The sequence below is a fragment of the Nitrospirillum pindoramense genome (assembly GCF_007827955.1).
Lineage (GTDB): Bacteria > Pseudomonadota > Alphaproteobacteria > Azospirillales > Azospirillaceae > Nitrospirillum > Nitrospirillum amazonense_B.
The window spans coordinates 293454-313417 of record NZ_VITR01000004.1 but is presented as its reverse complement, the minus strand read 5'-3'; the positions used below and the strand labels follow the sequence as shown (position 1 = coordinate 313417).

Sequence of the window (19964 nt, the reverse complement as noted above, 5' to 3'; positions counted from 1 at the left end):
GCGCGGTTTGTAACGGAAATCATTCTGGGCCGCCAGGAAAAAGGGCGGTCACGCCGGCGGGGCCGTCGATTCCCGGACCACCAGGCTATGATCGAACACCTGCTTCAGGTAGTTGCCCACTTGTCCGGCGGTGCGGTTGATGATGAAACGGGCGGCGGCGGCCCCCATTTCCACCACCGGCTGGCGGACGGTGGTCAAAGGGGGACAGACGACACTGGCGGCGGGCAGGTCGTCGATGCCGGCGACCGACAGGGCGCCGGGCACGGGGATGCCCATCCTGTAGGCGACGGACAGCACGGCCATGGCCATGCTGTCGTTGGCGGCGAAGATGGCGGTGGGGCGCTGCTTCTGGCCGAGAAGGGCGCGGGCGGCGGGCAGGGCGCTGTCGAAGGTGAACATCCCCGGTTGGATCAGCCGTTCGGGAATGGCCCCGCCGTCGAACAGGGCGTCCCGATAGCCCGCCTCACGCTGTGCGGCGGCGGCGTGCAAGGGGTGGCCCTGGATGAAGCCGATGTCGCGATGCCCCTGGTCCATGAGGTGGCGCGTCATCTGGAAGGCGGCCTGGTAATTGTCGATGTCCACGCCCCATCCCCATTTCTCATCCCCGTGGGTATCCAGGGTGGGGGAGATGCGCACGCAATTGACGCCACGGTCGGCCAACAGGGACAACAGCTGCGGGTTGTCGCACAGGGGCGGTATCAGGATGACGCCATCCACCCGCAAGGTGGACACCAGCGTTTCCGTCAGGGCGCCGAAATCGGATGCCCCCAGGTCCACGTATTCCGTCAATAAATGGTAGCCGCCGGCGCGGCAGGCCTGGATGGCGCCCAACTGCAGTTCGGTGACGTACAGCATGGCGTTGTCCGACACACCGCCGGGGGAAACCAGGGCGATCAGGAAACTGCGCGACCCCGACAGGGCGCGGGCCGACAGGCTGGGCGTGTAATTCAGGGTGCGCGCCGCCTCCATCACCCGGGCGCGGGTTTCGGGGCTGGCCTTCGGCTCACCGTTCAGGACACGGGACACCGTCTTGATGGAGACGTTGGCCGCGCGGGCGACATCGTAAATGGTGGCCTTGCTCAATGCCCCTCAACTCCAACCAGACTTTATGCCCTTGCGCGCCGATCGCCGCCGTGCCCCTGGACGGCGTCGGGATCATATCACCGGTGTCACGCAAAGATAGCGCCTGAAAGCCCGCTGGCGGCGGCGAATGGAAACGGCATGTCGGGATTAATCGGGTTGAAGAAATCCTCTTGCGCGGTGTTGTTCTCGATGATAACAAAAAGGGGCCAACGAAGGCCCCAAATTTTTTAGGCATTAGGGACAGCGCTGTCATCGCCGCCCTGAAAGACCGGAACGACAAGGCGGGGGCCCAAACAAACGGGAGAGACAACCATGCGTGACGCACGGGCGTTAGGGCGCGTGACCAGCCGGTAAGGCGGCCGCCTTTTAAACGACCATCACCGGATATGAGCCATCGCGCCCGCCCAAAGGCGACGGTGAAGGGACGGGTCTTGCCTGGAGCCCGAACCATCCCCGTCAGGGACCATCGTCGCGATGCCCGCCACGGTGCGCCCGCTTGTGGCGCCATCCGGCCCTGAACCCGGGGTCGGCGTGGGGATGCTCATGCTCAAGCGAACCCCGAAGAGGCACGACAGAGGCATCAAGGGTCCGCCACCTGGGGGCTGTCCCCCGCGACCACAACAATAAAGAAGCAGAATTGGGAGAAATGGGAGAAATGCGTACATACGCCCTGTTGGCCGCCACCGCGCTGGCCAGCCTGATCACCGCGCCCGCCCTGGCCCAGACGGCCACCGCGCCCGCTCCGCAGAACGCGCCCCAGGGGGCGTCGGCCCAGCAGCAGTTGGAAGACATCGTCGTCACCGCCGAACGGCGCGAGGAAACGACGCAGCGGACCCCCATCGCCATCACCGCCTTTTCCGGCGACACCCTGCAGCAGCGCGGCGTGTCCAGTTCCACCGACCTGAACAACATGGTGCCCGGCCTGGCCGTGGGCAATAATGGCGGTTCCGTCCAGATCGCCATCCGCGGTATCGGCAGCACCAACGACACCGAGGTCGGCGACCCCGCTGTGGCCTTTAACGTCGATGGCGTGTACATGGCGCGTTCCCGCGCCGCCATCGGCGCGCTGTACGACGTCGACCGTATCGAGGTGCTGCGCGGCCCCCAGGGCACGCTCTATGGCCGCAACGCCACGGCCGGCAGCATCAACGTCATCACCAAGCGACCCAGCGACAAGTTTGAAGGCAACGCCTCGCTGGATTACGGCAATTACAACAGCCTGCAGACGTCCGGCATGCTCAACGTGCCGCTGACCGATACCCTGGCCGTCCGCGCCGCCTTCCAGACCAGCCGCCACGACGGCTATACCAACAACGGCCGTTCCAGCAATTTCAATGATGAGGATACCCAGGCCGGCCGCCTGCAAATCCAGTTGAAGCCCAGCGAGACGTTCAAGGCCCTGCTGTCGCTGGATGTGTTCCACGAGGGCGGCGTGGGCTATGCCAACGGCCCCATCGGCCAGTACGCCAAGTTCGGCTCGCCCTACACCTTCCCCATGTCGGCGGACGGCAGCCTGAACCACACCAACAAGGGCGTGGGGCTGACCACCGATTGGGACCTGGGCTTCGCCACGCTGACCTATGTCGGCAGCTATCGCGAGGATACTGACCGGACCCACGGTGGTTCCACGCAAAGCGGCACCTGCCAGGCGCCGTCCGGTCCCTATTGCGCGTCCACCATCTTCCGCTCCGACGAGAACCAGACCTCGCATGAGTTGCGGCTGGCCAACAGCGACGGACCGCTGAAGTGGGTGGCGGGCCTCTACTATTTCAAGGAAAACAACGACGTCCTGTTCGCGTTGGACCCCGTTGCCGGCATCACCTCGTTGGCCTTCGTCCAGCCCAAGGTGTCAGAGGAGTCCAAGGCGGCGTTCGCCCAGGCGACCTACAGCCTGACCGACAGCCTGCGGGTGACCGGCGGCCTACGCTACACCGAGGATGCCAAGGCCCGCACCGGCGCCACCGAGGCCTTTGGCCACATCGTCGGCAACACTTATGTCGGCGGCTCCGCGCTGTATCTCAACAACGCGGATCTCAGCTGGAATTCCACCAACTGGAAGGCTGGCGCCGAATACGACCTGGCGCCGGACAGCATGCTCTACGCCTCTGTTGGCACGGGCTATAAGGCGGGTGGCTATGGTGACGGCCAGCCGCCCAACAACAACCCCTACCAGCCGGAGAAGCTGACCGCCTACGAAGTGGGGCTGAAGAACCAGTTCATGGACAAGAGGCTGCAGTTGAACCTGACGGGCTTCTACTATGACTACCGGGACTTCCAGGTCAGCGCCATCGGCCAGGTGGCGGGGCAGGCGTCCACCGTCACGGTCAACGCCGGCACGGCCGAGGTCTATGGCGTGGAGGTGGAGGGCGCCGCCCTGCTGACCGGCAGCGACCGCGTGGATGGCAGCGTGTCCTACATCCACGCCCGCTACACCGACTTCATCCTGGCCACGGGCGATGTCTTCCATCCCAACAGCGCCGCCGTCTACACCGGCAACCGGCTGGCCAAGTCGCCCGAATGGACCATCAACCTGGGCTACCAGCACATGTGGGACTTGGCATCCGGCGCCATGATCACGGCCCGCGTCGACAGCGTCTATGTCGGTGACCAGAACCTGGACTACCGCAACTTCGCCGTCACAGAGCAGAAGGCCTACACCAAGACCAACCTGTCGCTGGCCTATGACGATGCCGACCGCCGCTGGCGGGTCATGGCCTATGTCCGCAACCTGGAGAACAACGCCGTCCTGGTGGTGGCCAACCCCGATACCAACGGGTCTGGTAACCGGCTGGCCGGCAGTGGCGCCTACGCCCCGCCCCGCACCTTCGGCGTGAGGGTCTCGGCCAACTTCTAAACCTTCCCCGAACCCCCGAGGCTATTGCCTCACTCCCCTGGGCGTGCCGCAGGAACCTCCTTCCCCGGCGGCACGCCCCCTTTTTCCGGTTTGTTTTCAAACGACGGGATGATGAGACCCATGCCCCTGCCGATCCGCCGCCGTTCCGCCCCCCGCCTGGCCGCCGTGGTGACCCTGAGCGTGCTCCTGGCCACGCCGGCCGCCGTGCCCGCCTGGGGCGGGCCGTCGCAGCCGGTGCTGGGCAGCCGGGTGAAGCCGTTGTTGACGGTGGATGGCCTGTCCTTCCGCGACCTGAACGGCAATGGCACGCTGGACGCTTACGAGGATTGGCGCCTGCCGGTCGATGCCCGCGTGGCCGACCTCCTGTCCCGCATGACGGTCGAGGAAAAGGCGGGTACCCTGCTGCACGGCACCGTGCCGCCGGAGGGCGGCTTCTCCTTCGCCACCATGCGCGGGCCCTACGACTTTCCGCTGGCCACCCACATGATCCGCGATCTGGGTATCACCACCCTGATCACGCGCCAAGCCACCCCCCCGGCGCAATTGGCGGAGCAGGATAATGGCCTGCAGGCGGTGGCTGAGGGCGGGCGCCTGGGCATTCCGCTGACGCTCAGCACCGACCCGCGCAACCATTTCCAGGTGACGGCCGGCGCCAGCCAGCTGTCAGCCGGCTTCTCCCAATGGCCGGAGCCGCTGGGCCTGGGCGCCATCGGCGATCCGGCTTTGGTGCGCCGCTTCGCCGACATCGCCCGTCAGGAATACCGGGCGGTGGGCATCCACCAGACCCTGTCGCCCCAGGCCGACGTGGCGACGGAGCCGCGCTGGTCCCGCATCAACGGCACCTTTGGCGAGGACCCGGCCCTGGATGGCCGTCTGGTGCAGGCCTATATCGAGGGCTTCCAGGGGGGCGATGACGGCCCCGGCGCCACCGGTGTTTCGGCGGTGGTCAAGCATTGGGTCGGCTACGGTGCCGCGGCGGAGGGCTTTGACAGCCACAACAGCTATGGCCGCTATTCCCTGGTGCGGCCGGCCCATTTCGACCTGCATGTCCTGCCGTTCAAAGGCGCCTTCGCCGCCCACGTCGCCGGCGTCATGCCCACCTATTCCATCCTGAAAGAGATGGTGGTGGATGGCAAGCCGGTGGAGCAGGTGGGCGCTGGCTTCAACCGCTGGCTCCTGACCGACCTGTTGCGCGGCACTTATGGCTTCCAGGGCGTCATCCTGTCCGACTGGGCCATCGCCAACGACTGTAATGAGGTCTGCCGCAACGGCTTCCCCGCAGGGGAGCGGCCGACCTTCAAGGATTTCTCCACCGCCTGGGGTGTCGAGGACCTGTCCACCCCGGCGCGCTTCGCCAAAGGGCTGGAGGCCGGCCTGGACCAGTTCGGCGGTGTCGACGATCCGGCCCCCCTGCTGGCCGCCGTCAAGCAAGGTTTGGTGACGGAGGCGCGGCTGGACCAGTCGGTGCGCCGCATCCTGGCACTCAAGTTCCGCCAGGGACTGTTCGAGAACCCCTATGTCGACGCCCAGGCCGCCGCCAAGGTTGTGGGCACCCCGCAGTTCCTGACCGAGGGGCTGGCCGCGCAGTCCCGGTCCATGGTCTTGCTGGAGGCGGGCAAGGGCCCCGTGCCGCTCATTGGTCGCAAGGTTTTCCTGCGTGGCGTGTCGGCCGAGGCGGCCAAGGCGGCGGGTCTGACAGTGGTGGACGATCCGAAGAAGGCGGAAGTGGCCCTCCTGCGCCTGTCCGCGCCCTTTCAGACCTTGCACCCCAACTACACCTTCGGCAGCCTGCAGCACGAGGGTGATCTGGGCTTCCACGACGGCAACGCGGACTATGAGGCGCTGAAGGCCATGGCCGCCGCCAAGGTCCCGGCGGTGGTCAGCGTCTATCTGGACCGGCCGGCCATCCTGACCAACATCCGTGACAAGGCCGCCCGCCTGTACGTTGATTTCGGCGTCAGCGACCAGGCCTTCCTGGACGTGGTGACGGGCAAGGCGGCGGCCCAGGGGCGCCTGCCGTTCGAGCTGCCGCGCAGCATGGAGGCCGTGGCCGCCCAGGCGTCGGACGTGCCGCACGACAGCGCGGATCCGCTGTATCGCCTCGGGGCTGGCGGCGCCAAGGCGGGACTGCGGTGATGATGAACCGGCGGGAACTGGTGGTGGCTGCCGGCGCCGCCACGGTCGTCGCCGGCAGCCGGATGGCTCTCGCCGCCGGGCTGGGCGGTGTCGAGTGGCGATGCACCACCCAGACGGCGGCCTGGGTATCGCTCCAGGGCGCAGAATGGACCGCCGCCGGCTCCGATCCCTTCGGCCGGGACGTCGAGGTGCGGCTGGACCGCCCGCTTCAGACCATGGTGGGGTTCGGCGGCGCCTTCAGTGAAAAGGGCTGGGAAGCCCTGCGGGCCCTGCCCGAGGCCCAGCGGGCCGCCGTCCTCGATGCCCTGTTCGCGCCGGGGGAGGGCCCCGGGGCGGGGCTGTGCTTCACCCTCTGCCGCACGCCGATGGGTGCCAACGACATCGCCCGGGGCTGGTACAGCTACGACGAGGTCGACGGCGACTTCGCGCTCGATCATTTCAGCATCGCCAACGACCATGAGACGCTGATCCCCTTCATCCGCGAGGCGCGGGCCCGCCAGCCGGACCTGCGGCTGTGGGCGTCGCCGTGGAGCCCCCCCACCTGGATGAAGACCAACCGTCACTACGCCATGACACCCGCCTGGCCGGGACAGCCATCCAATGGCCTGAAACCGGATCAGGTCGGAAAGGAGGGGCAGGACTATTTCATCCAGGACGACCGCTATTTCGACGCTTATGCCCGCTACTTCCGCCGCTATGTCGAGGCCTATGCCGAGGCCGGCATCCCCATCGGCACGGTGATGCCCCAGAACGAGTTCAACTCCGCCCAGCCTTTCCCCAGCTGCTGTTGGACGCCCGCCGGCCTGGCCCGCTTCCTTCCCCATCTGGGGCGGGAGATGGAGAAGGTGGGCGTCACCCTCTATTTCGGCACGCTGGAGCGGGCGAACGCCGATCTGCTGAGCCGGGTGATGCGCGATCCGGCCGCCGGCCCGCTGATCCGGGGCGTGGGGGTGCAATGGGCCGGCAAGGGGGCACTGCCGGTGATCGCCGACCGCCATCCCGACCTGGCCATCTGGGGGTCGGAACAGGAATGCGGCACCGGCACCAACGATTGGCATTACGCCCGTTATGGCTGGGACCTGATGAAGCGCTATCTGCTGAACGGGGCCAGCGCCTGGCAATACTGGAATATGGTCATGCCCACGGGCGGGATGAGCGGCTGGGGCTGGCCGCAGAACGCCCTGGTGACCGTGGACGGCCCGACGGGCACGGTGCGCTTCAACCCTGATTTTCAGGTGCTGAGACACCTCAGCCATCCTGTGCGACCTGGCGCGCGCCTGCTGCCGGCGGAAAGCTTCACGGGGTTCGAGAACCAACTGGCCTTCCGCAACCCGGACGGCGGGGTGGTCATCGTCGTCCAGAACGAGATGGCGGCCCCCCAAGTCATCCGCGCCAAGGTGGGGGAGCGTCTGTTGACGGCCCGCCTGCCGGCCGACAGCTTCAACACCTTCGTCATTCCGGGGAGGTTGTTGTGAAGCTTCTGTCGCTTGTCCTGCTCATCGCCCTGGTGCCTTGGACGGCCACTGCCGCGCCCAAGCCCCGCGTCTTCGTCCTGACGGACATTGCCAACGAGCCGGATGACGAGGAATCCTTCGTTCGCTTCCTGCTCTACACCGATCAGATGGATGTGGCCGGCCTGGCCGCCACCACCTCCACCTGGCAGAAGGACCAGGTGCATCCTGAACGGCTGCGGGAACGCATCGCGGCCTATGGCCAGGTGTTGCCCAACTTGCGCGCCCACGACCCGGCCTATCCCGAAGCGGCCGCGCTGATGGCCCGCGTCACGGCGGGCCCGGCGCTCTATGGCTTGGCGGGCGTGGGGGAGGGGCATGACAGCGCCGCCTCCACCGCGCTGATCGCGGCTGTGGACGATCCCGATCCCCGGCCGCTGTGGGTCACCATCTGGGGCGGCGCCAACGTGCTGGCCCAGGCCCTGTATCATGTGGGCGCCACCCGCACGCCAGATCAGGTGGCGGCCTTCGTCTCCCGGCTGCGGGTCTATGCCATTTCCGACCAGGACGACAGCGGCGCCTGGGTCAGGACGCGCCATCCCCAGCTTTTCTGGATCGGCAGCATCCATGCCTTTAGCCACTATTCCACCGCCACCTGGACCGGCATCTCGGGGGAGGCGTTCTATCAATTCCCAGGACCGGACAGCGCTTCCGTCTCCCATGACTGGATAGACGCCCATATCCGCAAGGGCCCGCTGGGCAGCCTTTATCCGCAATGGAAATACATCATGGAGGGCGACAGCCCGTCCTTCCTGTACCTCGTCGCCAACGGCCTGAACGCGCCGGACCGTCCCGATTACGGCGGGTGGGGCGGCCGGTACGGCTTGGCCGCCGACGGGCTGGGGTTGCATACCGATGTCGTCGACACGGCCATGGGCGCCGACGGCCAGGCCCACCGCAGCGCTCAGGCCACGATCTGGCGCTGGCGCCAAGCCTACCAGAACGATTTCGCCGCCCGCATCGGCTGGACCCTGACGGCGGATCGCACCCAGGCGCCCCACCCACCGAGGGTGGTGGTCAACGGGCAGGTGGGCGACGATCCCATCGCCGTGACGCTGAAACCGGGGGCCAGCCTGGCCCTGGACGCCAGCGCTTCCGTCAACCCCGATGGCGGCCCCCTGACCTTCCGGTGGTGGCAGTACAAGGAACCCAGCACCTGGCAGGACGCCCTGGCGGTGGTGCCGGAGCTGGTCATCCAGGGGGCTGACGGACCCAAGGCCGTCATCACCGCGCCGACGGCGCCGCCCCTCCTGCCGGGGCCGCAGCGTCTGCACCTGATCCTGGAGGTGACCGGCGGCGGCGCGCTGCCGCTGACCCGCTATCGCCGCGTCATCGTCGACGTGCCGTCCGCATGACCTTCTCTTTTTTTCTTAAGCAAAACAACCTGATGGAAACGCACCTCATGACCGCACGCACCCGCTCCTTGCTGATGGGCACGGCCCTGTCGCTTTCCCTCGCCACCGCCGCGCTGGCCGCCGACGGTGGCCGGCCCTGGATGGACACCAAACTGTCGCCGGATCAGCGCGCGGACCTGTTGAACAAGGAACTGACGCTGGATGAGCGTATCGGCCTGGTGCATGGGCCCATGGCCATGCCCTTCCTGGGCGCCAAGCTGCCGGAGGGGGCCATCGGTTCCGCCGGCTACATTCCCGGCGTGCCGCGCCTGGGCATTCCCGCCTTGCAGGAAAGCGACGCCAGCCTGGGTGTCGCCAACCCCATGAACGTGCGGCCGGGCGACCCGTCCACGGCCCTGCCGTCCGGCCTGTCGCTCGCGTCGACCTGGAACCCCGACACCGCCTACAAGGGCGGCGCCATGATCGGACAGGAGGCGCACGCCAAGGGCCTGAACGTCCTGCTTGCCGGCGGCGTCAACCTGGCGCGCGACCCGCGCAACGGCCGCAACTTCGAATATCTGGGTGAGGACCCGCTGCTGGCTGGCACCCTGGGCGGGGAGTCCATCCGGGGCATCCAGGACCAGAACGTCGTTTCCACCATCAAGCACTTCGCGGTGAACGACCAGGAAACCCAGCGCATGACCCTGGACGTCAAGATCGGCGAGGCGGCGGCGCGCGAAAGCGACCTGCTGGCCTTCCAGATCGCCATCGAGAAGGGCAAGCCCGGCTCCGTCATGTGCGCCTACAACAAGGTCAACGGCGCCTATGCCTGCGACAACCCCTTCCTGTTGAACAAGGTGCTGAAGACCGACTGGGCCTATCCCGGCTGGGTCATGTCCGACTGGGGGGCGGTCCATGGCGTCGAGGCGGCGGTGAACGGCCTGGACCAGGAATCGGGGGAACAGATCGACGTCATGCTGAGCCCCGGTGGCAAGGTCTGGTTCAATGAGCCGCTGAAGGCCGCCATCCAGGACAAGACCGTGCCGGCGGAGCGCCTGTCCGACATGACCCGGCGCATCCTGCGCTCCATGTTCGCGGCCGGGCTGTTCGACAAGCCGGCGGCCAAGGCGCCCATCGACTTCGATGCCCACGCCCAGGTGACGAAGGCGGCGGGGACGGAGGGCATCGTCCTGCTGAAGAACAAGGCCGACCTTTTGCCGCTGGCCGCGAAAGGCAAGACCATCACGGTCATCGGCGGCTTCGCCAATGTCGGCGTGCTGTCGGGTGGCGGATCGTCGCAGGTGGTGTCCGATGCCGGCCCCGGCGCCAGCATCCCCCTGGGCGGCGACGGCATGATGGGCGCCTTCCGCACCGTGGTCTATCATGCGTCCTCCCCCTTGAAGGCCATCCGCGCCAAGGCGGGCGAGAAGCAGGTGCGCTTCACCGATGGCGCCTACCCGGCGGAGGCGGCGGCCCTAGCCAAGACCACGGACGTGGCCATCGTCTTTGCCACCCAGTGGATGAGCGAGGGGGCCGACGCGCCGGACCTCAGCCTGCCCAATGGCCAGGACGCGCTGATCGCCGCCGTGGCCGCCGCCAACCCCAACACCATCGTGGTGCTGGAAACGGGCGGGCCGGTGCATATGCCCTGGCTGGACAAGGTGGCCGGCGTGGTGGAGGCCTGGTATCCCGGCAGTCGGGGTGGTGAGGCCATCGCCGACATCCTGTTCGGCGACGCCAACCCGTCCGGCCGCCTGCCCATCACCTTCCCGGCGAGCGACGCCCAGCTGCTGCGCAAGGACATTCCCGGCGCCGACAAGCCGGAGTTCAGCCCGGCGGAGATCACCTATACCGAGGGCGCCGACGTCGGCTACCGCCACTATGCCAAGACGGGGGCCAAGCCCCTGTTCCCCTTCGGCTACGGCCTCAGCTACAGCCACTTCGCCTACAGCGATGTGAAGGTCTCGGGCGGCGACACCCTGACCGTCAGCTTTGATGTGGCCAACACCGGCAAGCGCCCGGGGCAGGATGTGCCCCAGGTCTACCTGACCAATGCCGCCGGCACCAAGACGCAGCGGCTGATCGGCTGGTCCAAGGTGTCGCTGGCGCCCGGCGAAAAAAAGCGCGTGACCGTCACCGCCGATACCCGCCTGCTGGGTAGCTTCGATGAGGGCGCCCATGCCTGGCAGGTGAAGGCTGGTGAGTACCAGGTGGCCGTCGGCGCATCGGCCACGGACCTGACGCTGAAGGGCGGTGCCGCCGTGACCGCGTCCACACGGCGGCCATAAGCCTTCCTGGAACCTTGGGTTGCCGCCGGTGTCGGCTATTCCTGGCACCGGCGCCTTGGGCCGATGGCTATGATCCTGACAAGGGGAACGTGATGTTGAAGATGATGAGGCGGTTGATGGGCGGCGCCACGGTGGCGCTGCTGCTGGCCGGGCCCGTCCTGGCGGCCGAGGCGCCCGTGGCCCAGGTGGAACAGGGCAAGGTGTCCGGCGTCGTCACCGATGGGGTCGCGGCGTTCAAGGGCATACCTTTCGCCGCCCCGCCGGTGGGCCCCCTGCGCTGGCGCCCGCCCCAGCCCGCCGCCGCCTGGACGGGCGTACGCTCCGGCACGCAGTACGGCGCCGATTGCATGCAAAAGCCCCTGCCGGGCGATGCCGCCCCGCTGGGCGTGGCGCCGGCAGAGGATTGCCTGTACCTGAACGTCTGGGCACCAGAGGACACGGCCACCAAGCCGGCGGCCAAGCGCCCGGTGATGGTGTGGATTTATGGCGGCGGCTTCGTCAATGGCGGCAGTTCACCCGCCGTCTATGACGGGTCCAACTTCGCCCGGGACGGCGTGGTGCTGGTCAGCTTCAACTACCGCGTCGGCCGCTTCGGCTTCTTCGCCCACCCCGCCTTGACGGCGGAGGCGGGCCAGGGCCCCACCGGCAATTTCGGTTACCTTGACCAACTGGCAGCCCTGCACTGGGTGAAGCGCAACATCGCCGCCTTTGGCGGCGACCCTGACAATGTCACCGTCTTCGGCGAATCCGCCGGCGGCGTCTCGGTGCACATGCTGCTGACCTCGCCCTTGGCCAAGGGCCTGTTCACCCGGGGCATCATCCAGTCGGGCGCGGGGCGCGAGCGCCTGTTGCCGACCCCGCCAGTGCATGCGGAAGGTGATGCGCCCTCGGGTGAAAAGGCGGGGGTGGCCTACGCCGCCCAGCACGGCATCAGCGACACGGGCGCTTCCGGCCTAGCGGCCCTGCGGGCCTTGCCGGCGGACACCGTGGTGGATGGCCTCAACATGGCCACCATGAACACCCCCACCTATGCCGGCCCCATGGTCGATGGCGCGGTGGTGCAGTATGCCGCCCCGGTCCTGGCCTACGCGGCGGGGAAGGGGGCCGATGTCCCGGTGATGGTCGGCGCCACCGGGGCCGATGGCTTCTTCTTCGGCGGTACGCTGGACAGCATCCTGGCCCCATTCGGCGCTGAGCGCGACCAGGCCCTGGCGTTGCTGGACCCTGACGGCACGCGCGACGTGAAGCTGATCGGGCACCGGGCCGCTGGTGCGGCCATGTTCATCGAGCCCGCGCGCTACACCGCGCGCCTGCTGTCGGCCCATAAGTCGCCCGTGTATCTTTTCCGCTATTCCTACGTGGCGGAGAGCATGCGCAAGGAATGGTGGGGCACCCCGCACGCGACGGAAATTCCCTTCGTCTTCGATACCGTCAAGGCGCGCTATGGCGACGCCCTGACGGCTGCGGACGCCGCCGCCGCCAAGGCCGCGCACGCCTATTGGGTCGCCTTCGCCAAGACCGGCAAGCCCGATCCGGCCGGCCTGCCCGCCTGGGCCCCCTTCAAGGCGGGCAAGGACGAGCGCCTGATGGAGTTCGGCGCCAAGGGCCCGGTGCTGGAGGAGGACCCGCTCAAGGCGCGGCTGGATCTGGTGGAAAAAGTCGCGGAACAAAAGAGCAAATGATTATTGTGCGTTGCGAAAAATTTCTTTTCGCAACGCAATAAAATAGGAATGTGTCGTAATAGGCATTGAACCCGGGCCCGGTGGATGTCAAACCCCTCGGGCCCGGACTTACTATACCGACTGGACGAACGATCGATGTCGACCGCATCCGCCCACAATAAATCCATGACGTCGCTGGCCCCGATCGTCGTCATGCTGTTTTTCGCCTGGGGCTTCGCCACGTCCATCGTGGACGCCGTGATCCCCAAGCTGAAGGAACAGTTCTCGCTGAACTACACCGAGGCGATGCTGGTGCAGTTCGCCTTCTTCCTGGCCTACTTCGTCGTATCGGTTCCGGCGGGCGCCCTGCTGGCGCGCCTGGGCTACCTGCGCGGTATCGTCGCCGGCCTCAGCATCATGACCCTGGGCTGCCTGCTGTTCGTGCCAGCCTCCAGCATGGGCCTGTTCGGCGCCTTCCTGCTGGCGCTGTTCGTCATGGCGGGCGGCATCACCGTGCTGCAGGTGGCGGCCAATCCGCTGATGTCGCTGCTGGGCCGGCCGGAAACGGCGTCCAGCCGCCTGAACCTGGCCCAGGCCTTCAATTCCTTCGGCACCACCATCGGCCCCATCCTCGGTTCCGTCTTCATCTTGTCCAAGGCGGCGGATGGGGATGCCAGCGCGCGCGGCGTGCATGTGCCTTTCCTGATGATCGCGGGCCTGCTGATCGTCCTGGCCGTGCTGTTCTGGTTCTTGCGCGGGCGTGAAGGGGCCGCCACCGACCAGCAGTCGGGCAGCAGCGGCCTCAGCGTGAAGGTGCTGCGCCACAGCCAACTCGCCCTGGGTGTCGTCTCCATTTTCGTCTATGTCGGGGCCGAGGTGTCCATCGGCAGCGCCATGGTCAACTACCTGATCCTGGATCGGACGCGGGACGCGGCATCCGAATTGGGCACCTGGTTCGCCGGCCTGATGCACCTGCATGATGTGTTGAACACGCCGGAATCCAAGGCCGCCGTGCTGGTCAGCCTGTATTGGGGCGGCGCCATGGTCGGCCGGTTCATCGGCTCCGTCGTCCTGCGTTTCGCCCGTCCAGGCATCGTGCTCATGGCGTGCTCGCTGGCCGCCGCCCTGCTGGTCAGCCTGTCCATGGCCAGCACCGGCACGATGGCGATGGCCACCATCCTCTCGGTGGGGCTGTGCAACTCCATCATGTTCCCCACCATCTTCACCATCGCCATCGATGGCCTGGAGGAAGAGACGCCGCAGGGGGCCGGCATGCTGTGCCTGGCCATCTTCGGCGGCGCCGTGGTGCCCATGATCACCGGCAAGGTCGCGGACATGACCAGTCTGGTGCTGGCCTTCATCGTTCCCGTGGCCTGCTACCTGATGATCGCCGGCTACGGCCTGCTGACCGGCCTGCACCTGCTGTCGGGCAAGCCCGCCACAAAGGGCAGCGCGCCTCGCGCCGTGTCCATGCACTGAGGCACGAAAGCATCGGTGAGAGAGCTCGGCGGCGTTGGGGCGACCTGGCGCCGCCGAAGTCTTTTCAGCTGGCCAGCAATGCCATCACGATGGGCAGGGTGATGGCCGCCGCCAGGGTCTGCACGGTGATGATGCCGGCCATCAACGGCGCGTCGCCGCCCATCTGGCGGGCCAGGACGTAGGCGCTGACGGAGGTGGGTAAGGCGTTGTACAGCACTACGGCGGTGAAGGCGTTGCCCCCCACGCCCAGCGCCCTGGCCAACAGCGCCGTCACCAGGGGCAGAACCGCCAGCCGGGCGACGCTGCTGATCGCCACCGCCACCTTGGCGCCTTGGATGGCGGAAAAGCCCAGGCCGGCCCCCACCGCCAGTAGGCCCAGGGGCAGGCTGGCCTGACCCAGCACGGCCATGACGGGCGACACCACCGGGATCTGGCGGATGCCCGCCAGGTTCAGCGCGGCGCCGGCGATGACGGAACAGACCAGCGGGTTGCTCAGGATCTGCCACAGGATGCGCAGAGGGTGTCCCCTCATGCCGGCGGGCACGTCGCCGTGGCGCTGCATCACCAGGATGCTGAGCACGTTCACCGTCGGCATGCAGAACAGCACACCGATCGCCATCAGGGCCGTGCCGTGGGGACCCAGCAGGGCGGCGCCCAGGGCCATGGCCACATAGGTGTTGACCCGCACGGCCCCCTGGAACACCGAGGTGTAGGCTGGATCGCTGCCCGACAGGCGCCGACAGGTCAGCTGCAGGGCCAGGCTGACCAGCAGGATGCCCCCGACCAGGGCGCCCCCCATGGCCCAGATGTCCATGCCCGACAGGTTGGTCTTGGCCGTGCTGTCGATCAACAGGGCCGGGAACAGCAGGTAATAGATCAGCCGTTCCGCCGCGCCCCAGAAGGCGGCGTCGATCAGCTTGAACCGCCGCAGGGCGAAACCGATCGCGATCAGCAGGAAGGTGGGCGCCAGTGCCGTCAGAACCTGCAGCATGTTCGGTCAGGCGTCCCGGTCGGTATCGTCCCGCCCGGTGTCGTAGCGGTCCTCTTCATGGCTATCGCCGGCCTCATCCTCCGCCGCCAGCGCGGCGCGGGCGGCCTGGGCCGCCAGATAGTCCAGCGCGCCTTGAAGGATGTAGGCCGCCGCCATGCGATCGACCACCTCGTCCCGGCGTTTGCGCGTCATGTCCCATTCGATCATCATGCGGCTGACGGCCGAGGTGGACAGGCGCTCGTCCCAGAAAGCGATTTCCGGCACCGTGCCGCCCAGCAGGTGGGGCTGCTCGATCAGGTTCTGGGCGAAGCTGCGGGCGGACTGGGCCGCCGGGCCGTCGCTACCGTCCATGTTGCGGGGCAGGCCGATGACGAAGCCGGCGACGTTGCGGCCGCGCAGCTCCTTGGCCAGGTCCTGCACGTCCGTCGTGAACTTGCGCCGCGTGATCGTGCCCACGGGCGAGGCCACCGTCAGGCCGGGATCGGAGATCGCCATGCCGATGGTTTTGGAGCCCAAATCCAGGCCCATCAGCCGCCCGCCGGGGGGCAAGTGGGCCTTGAGTTCCCTGAGGTTGCGGATCGCCATACCGGGTGTTACCTTCCGCGCCGCCCGGGGGCCGGCGGCATACGACACGCCGCCTGCCATCGCCCCCGAGGCTCCTTATTTCGAAGGAGAGACTTAGCACCATGTCCCTCGACAAGGCCACCGTGGCGAAGATCGCGCATCTCGCCCGCATCAAGGTCCCGGACTCCGATCTGGAGCAACTGGCCGGCGAACTCAACACCATCATGCACTGGGTGGAAATGTTGGGCGAGGTGGACACCCAAAACGTGGAACCGATGACCAGCGTGGTCGCGGCCAACCTGCGCCGCCGCCCCGACGCCGTGACCGACGGCGGTTATCCGGAAAAGGTGGTCGCGAACGCCACCGACGCCACCGAGAATTTCTTTTCCGTGCCCAAGGTTGTCGAGTGATGACGAAGCTGACCCACCTGACCATGGCCGACGCCTTGGCCGGCCTGGCCGCCAAGGAGTTCACCGCCGTCGAACTGACCCAGGCGCACCTGGACGCCATGGCGGCGACCAAGGAGCTGAACGCCTACATCGTCGAGACGCCGGACGTGGCGCTGAAGCAGGCGGCGGATGCCGACGCCCGCTACGCCAAGGGCGAACAGCGGGCCCTGGACGGCCTGCCCCTGGGCATCAAGGACCTCTTCTGCACCGAGGGCGTGCAGACCACGGCCGCCAGCCACATCCTGGACGGCTTCGTCCCGCCCTATGAAAGCACGGTGACCACCCAGCTGTTCCGCGACGGCGCCGTCATGCTGGGCAAGCTGAACCTGGACGAATTCGCCATGGGCTCGGCCAACATCACCAGCCACTACGGCCCGGTGATCAGCCCGTGGTCGCCCAAGGACGAAGCCGGCAACTTCACCCGCAAGCTGGTGCCCGGCGGTTCCTCGGGCGGTTCGGCCGCCGCCGTGGCGGCGCGCCTGGCGCTGGGCGCCACCGGCACCGATACCGGCGGTTCCATCCGCCAGCCCGCCAGCTTCGTCGGCATCGTCGGTATCAAGCCGACCTATGGCCGCTGCTCGCGCTGGGGCATCGTCGCCTTCGCCTCGTCCCTGGATCAGGCGGGCCCCATGACCCGCACGGTGAAGGACGCGGCCCTGATGCTGCGCTCCATGGCCGGCTACGACCCCAAGGACAGCACCTCCATCGACCTGCCGGTGCCGGACTACGCCGCCGCGCTGACCGGTGACATCCGCGGCCTGCGCGTGGGCATTCCCAAGGAATACCGCGTCGACGGCATGCCGGCCGAGATCGAGAAGCTGTGGCAGCAGGGTATCGAATGGCTGAAGGCCGCCGGCGCCACGCCGGTGGAGATCAGCCTGCCGCACACCAAGTACGCCCTGCCGGCCTATTACATCGTGGCCCCGGCCGAGGCCTCCTCCAACCTGGCCCGTTATGACGGCGTGCGCTTCGGCCTGCGCGTCGAGGGCAAGGACCTGAAGGAGATGTACGAGAACACCCGCGCCGAGGGCTTCGGCGCCGAGGTGAAGCGCCGCATCATGATCGGCACCTATGTGCTGTCGGCCGGCTACTACGACGCCTATTACCTGAAGGCGCAGAAGGTGCGGGCCCGCATCGCCGAGGACTTCACCAAGGCGTATGAGCAGTGCGACGTCATCCTGACGCCCACCGCCCCGTCGGCCGCCTTCGGCATCGGCGAGAAGATGGACGATCCCATCGCCATGTACCTGAACGACGTCTTCACCGTGCCGGCCAACCTGGCGGGCCTGCCCGGCCTGTCCGTGCCGGCGGGCCTGAGCAGCGAGGGCCTGCCCCTGGGCCTGCAGGTGCTGGGCCGTCCGTTCGATGAGGCCACCGTGCTGAAGGTGGGCCACGTCATCGAACAGGCCGCCGGCCCGCAGCCGCTTCCGCCCCTGGTGTCGTAACGGCTGTTCCGGTCCCGGAATGATAAAAGGCGGCGTCCTCGCGGGCGCCGCCTTTTCCAATTGCGCGCTCCGCCCTGGACTTAATGGCCGGCGGTGTTGACCGGCATGAGCGAAATCGTCGCCCGCTGATCGGCGGCGATGGCCAGCAGGGCCTTGGCGGCGGACTTGCGCACGTCGCCGGTGCATAGGGCCTGATCGATATGGGTGTCAAAGGTGCGGCGGACCGTCACCACCTGTCCCTTCTGCGACCACTGGCTGACATATTTCAGATGGTCGTCGGCGATGGTGGCGTCGCCGGGCAGCTTGGTCACCGTGTATCCGGCCGGCAATTCCAGCGACCGGGTTTCCTCCATATGGCCGCTGAAGCAGGGGGTGGGTTCGGTGTCCTTGATCCGGGGGATATTGAGGTCGCCCATCAGAAGGTCGCCGACCGGCAGGACGATCTGCAAGCCATTGGGCATGCCAAAGCCCGCGCCCGTCAGCATTTCCGGCTTGGGGTCAGCCGTGTAGCTGCCCCCGATACGATAGCTGGGGCTTAGAGCAAGTGGTGATTGGTCGAAGGTGTATGTTCCGCTTCCGGCCAAGCCCCAAGCCTGGAGGAATTGCGCGGCCATTCGATCCGGGCCCTTGGCCTCCGCCTCCTGGGCACTGTCGCGCAGGCTCATGCCGAAGGGACCGTTCCCCTCAGCATCCATACTCCCCGTGATGACGCCGTCGGCATTCAATTTCGCCACCGCGACAACCTTCAACGATGAACCCGTAGGAAAGACCGGCACCTGACGAACCGCGCCGCCGTTTGAGACGACATGCAGGACCGGTTTGCCGTATTCGGAGAACGGAAGGACGCCGAAGGGGGCGACCATGGCGGTGGTGTCGACGTAGAGATGGAACTCCGGCAGCCAACTGATCATATGGTTGAACTGGGCGAAGGTGGGGACGGTTGGCAGGCTGTAGCCATTGCCGGCGTTGATCAGGACCAATTCGCTGGCGATACCCTTGGCTTTCAGCAGGGTGCCAAGCAGGGTGGCGTGGTCCTTGCAGTCGCCGTAGCCATTGGTCATGACGGTTTCCGCCGCGTGGGGAATAATGCCGCTTCTGCCGAATTCCAACCCCACGTACCGGATGTGGGTGCTAACCCAAGCGTACAGCTTTTCGGCTTGCTGCCGCTTATCGGTAACGCCGGCGGTAATCTCGTCGGCCTTCGCCTGTATCTTAGGCGTGACGGTTTCGGCGGCTGCCGTTTCCGCCGCGTAAGCCTTGGCCAGGCTGTCATAGTCCTTGAACGTGGACACGAAGAAGCGTGTCCCGCGATCCTTCTGGGAGACAGCCGCCAGATCCTCCGTCAGCGGATCAGGATTGCTGTACTGCCAGCGGTAGAGAACGCGGTCGCCCACTGCCTCCTGGGTAATGGAGATGCCATGCGCCTCTATGCTCAGAGGCATGTCCCGGGGCAGGGAGATCGTGGCCCGCTCATCCCGGACCAGCAAGGTCGGCGAAAAGGTCACATTGTCCATGAACTGGCCCTTGAGAAAGGGCACCTTGATATGGTGTCGTGCGGTATAGGCGACGGTATCCCCGGCCGTGACGTCGCGGAAGATGATGGTCTTCATCTTCAGGTCGCTGAAGAGCGGCACATTGGCGGCGCCCTGGGGTGCCTGCGTCAGGATGGCGCTCAAATCGACGGGCAACTTACGGCCGTCGGCCTTCAGGGTGTAGGCGTCGACGATATCCAGATCTTCAAGATTCTCGCTATAGTATTCATTGAGTTGCCCAATATTATGGGCGGCGGCTGTGGTCTTCGCCAACAGTTCCAGATGATTGGTCTTGGTGTATGTGCCGTCGCGTTCCACCACGATTTCGGCGCTGGACTCTTTATACTCGATAGGTTTGTCCGCCGCATGGGCCGACAGCGGCGTCCCCATGGTGCCCGCCAGCAGCGCCCATATCACCCTTCTAGAAGTGCCCATGCCTGTTCTTTCTGGTTAGAATTGTAAATGTGAAATTAACAGACTATTTATTGCGCTAAGACGAAATTAAATATACCATTCTACATGAAGGCAAATTGGTTTTATAAATTTAAACGACCAGAATGTCGCAGCCCAGGGGAGCCGCGCCATCCTCAGCGCCTCATGCGGGTTGCCGTTGTCACACTGGCAGGTCTGGTCGGCG

The 19964-nt window shown here is 66.7% G+C and carries 13 protein-coding genes; 9 read left to right on the top strand and 4 right to left on the bottom strand.

The window, feature by feature from the left end:
- Positions 1 to 48 precede the first annotated feature (48 nt).
- On the bottom strand, positions 49 to 1083 hold the full coding sequence (locus FBZ90_RS08570) for a LacI family DNA-binding transcriptional regulator (protein WP_145730996.1): 1035 nt from the start codon (positions 1081 to 1083) through the stop codon (positions 49 to 51).
- A 655-nt stretch (positions 1084 to 1738) separates the two neighbouring features.
- Between FBZ90_RS08570 and FBZ90_RS08565 the strand changes: the two genes are divergently transcribed.
- The 7 genes from FBZ90_RS08565 to FBZ90_RS08535 all read left to right on the top strand — a co-directional run bounded on the left by FBZ90_RS08565 (position 1739) and on the right by FBZ90_RS08535 (position 14346).
- A complete protein-coding gene (locus tag FBZ90_RS08565; RefSeq protein ID WP_145730994.1) occupies positions 1739 to 3937 on the top strand; it encodes a TonB-dependent receptor in 2199 nt (732 codons plus the stop codon).
- A 120-nt stretch (positions 3938 to 4057) separates the two neighbouring features.
- Positions 4058 to 6073, top strand: coding sequence for a glycoside hydrolase family 3 protein (locus FBZ90_RS08560; protein ID WP_186455672.1), 2016 nt, complete (start codon positions 4058 to 4060; stop codon positions 6071 to 6073).
- A complete protein-coding gene (locus tag FBZ90_RS08555) occupies positions 6073 to 7548 on the top strand; it encodes a glycoside hydrolase family 30 protein (protein ID WP_211101950.1) in 1476 nt (491 codons plus the stop codon). The genes FBZ90_RS08560 and FBZ90_RS08555 overlap by 1 nt, the downstream gene beginning before the upstream one ends.
- Complete coding sequence (locus FBZ90_RS08550; RefSeq protein ID WP_145730990.1) at positions 7545 to 8939, top strand: DUF1593 domain-containing protein; 1395 nt, start codon at positions 7545 to 7547, stop codon at positions 8937 to 8939. The genes FBZ90_RS08555 and FBZ90_RS08550 overlap by 4 nt, the downstream gene beginning before the upstream one ends.
- 47 nt (positions 8940 to 8986) lie before the next feature.
- Positions 8987 to 11206, top strand: coding sequence for a beta-glucosidase (locus tag FBZ90_RS08545; protein ID WP_145730988.1), 2220 nt, complete (start codon positions 8987 to 8989; stop codon positions 11204 to 11206).
- 92 nt (positions 11207 to 11298) lie between these two features.
- The gene (locus FBZ90_RS08540) at positions 11299 to 12888 is read left to right on the top strand and encodes a carboxylesterase/lipase family protein (protein ID WP_246130222.1); all 1590 of its coding nucleotides are present in this window, start codon (positions 11299 to 11301) and stop codon (positions 12886 to 12888) included.
- 135 nt (positions 12889 to 13023) lie between these two features.
- Positions 13024 to 14346, top strand: coding sequence for a sugar MFS transporter (locus FBZ90_RS08535; RefSeq protein WP_145730986.1), 1323 nt, complete (start codon positions 13024 to 13026; stop codon positions 14344 to 14346).
- Positions 14347 to 14410: 64 nt separating this feature from the next.
- Here the strand turns inward: FBZ90_RS08535 and FBZ90_RS08530 are convergent, their stop codons facing one another.
- Positions 14411 to 15337: an AEC family transporter gene (locus FBZ90_RS08530; protein WP_145730984.1), complete on the bottom strand. Its 927-nt coding sequence runs from the start codon at positions 15335 to 15337 to the stop codon at positions 14411 to 14413.
- A 6-nt stretch (positions 15338 to 15343) separates the two neighbouring features.
- Positions 15344 to 15922: a Holliday junction resolvase RuvX gene (gene ruvX / locus FBZ90_RS08525; protein ID WP_145730982.1), complete on the bottom strand. Its 579-nt coding sequence runs from the start codon at positions 15920 to 15922 to the stop codon at positions 15344 to 15346.
- A gap of 101 nt (positions 15923 to 16023) precedes the next feature.
- On the opposite strand from ruvX, the gene gatC reads away from it, so the two are divergent.
- The gene (gatC, locus tag FBZ90_RS08520) at positions 16024 to 16311 is read left to right on the top strand and encodes an Asp-tRNA(Asn)/Glu-tRNA(Gln) amidotransferase subunit GatC (protein ID WP_040845375.1); all 288 of its coding nucleotides are present in this window, start codon (positions 16024 to 16026) and stop codon (positions 16309 to 16311) included.
- A complete protein-coding gene (gene gatA, locus FBZ90_RS08515; protein WP_145730980.1) occupies positions 16311 to 17795 on the top strand; it encodes an Asp-tRNA(Asn)/Glu-tRNA(Gln) amidotransferase subunit GatA in 1485 nt (494 codons plus the stop codon). Before gatC ends, gatA begins: the two co-directional genes overlap by 1 nt.
- An 80-nt stretch (positions 17796 to 17875) precedes the next feature.
- Here the strand turns inward: gatA and FBZ90_RS08510 are convergent, their stop codons facing one another.
- The gene (locus tag FBZ90_RS08510) at positions 17876 to 19762 is read right to left on the bottom strand and encodes a DUF3857 domain-containing transglutaminase family protein (protein WP_145730978.1); all 1887 of its coding nucleotides are present in this window, start codon (positions 19760 to 19762) and stop codon (positions 17876 to 17878) included.
- Positions 19763 to 19964: the final 202 nt, after the last annotated feature.

Coding starts and splice junctions, on each gene's coding strand:
- FBZ90_RS08565 (WP_145730994.1), top strand. CDS start 1,739: ATGCGTACATACGCCCTGTTGGCCGCCACCGCGCTGGCCAGCCTGATC.
- FBZ90_RS08560 (WP_186455672.1), top strand. CDS start 4,058: ATGCCCCTGCCGATCCGCCGCCGTTCCGCCCCCCGCCTGGCCGCCGTG.
- FBZ90_RS08555 (WP_211101950.1), top strand. CDS start 6,073: ATGATGAACCGGCGGGAACTGGTGGTGGCTGCCGGCGCCGCCACGGTC.
- FBZ90_RS08545 (WP_145730988.1), top strand. CDS start 8,987: ATGACCGCACGCACCCGCTCCTTGCTGATGGGCACGGCCCTGTCGCTT.
- FBZ90_RS08540 (WP_246130222.1), top strand. CDS start 11,299: ATGTTGAAGATGATGAGGCGGTTGATGGGCGGCGCCACGGTGGCGCTG.
- FBZ90_RS08535 (WP_145730986.1), top strand. CDS start 13,024: ATGTCGACCGCATCCGCCCACAATAAATCCATGACGTCGCTGGCCCCG.
- FBZ90_RS08530 (WP_145730984.1), bottom strand. CDS start 15,337: ATGCTGCAGGTTCTGACGGCACTGGCGCCCACCTTCCTGCTGATCGCG.
- ruvX (WP_145730982.1), bottom strand. CDS start 15,922: ATGGCGATCCGCAACCTCAGGGAACTCAAGGCCCACTTGCCCCCCGGC.
- gatC (WP_040845375.1), top strand. CDS start 16,024: ATGTCCCTCGACAAGGCCACCGTGGCGAAGATCGCGCATCTCGCCCGC.
- gatA (WP_145730980.1), top strand. CDS start 16,311: ATGACGAAGCTGACCCACCTGACCATGGCCGACGCCTTGGCCGGCCTG.
- FBZ90_RS08510 (WP_145730978.1), bottom strand. CDS start 19,762: ATGGGCACTTCTAGAAGGGTGATATGGGCGCTGCTGGCGGGCACCATG.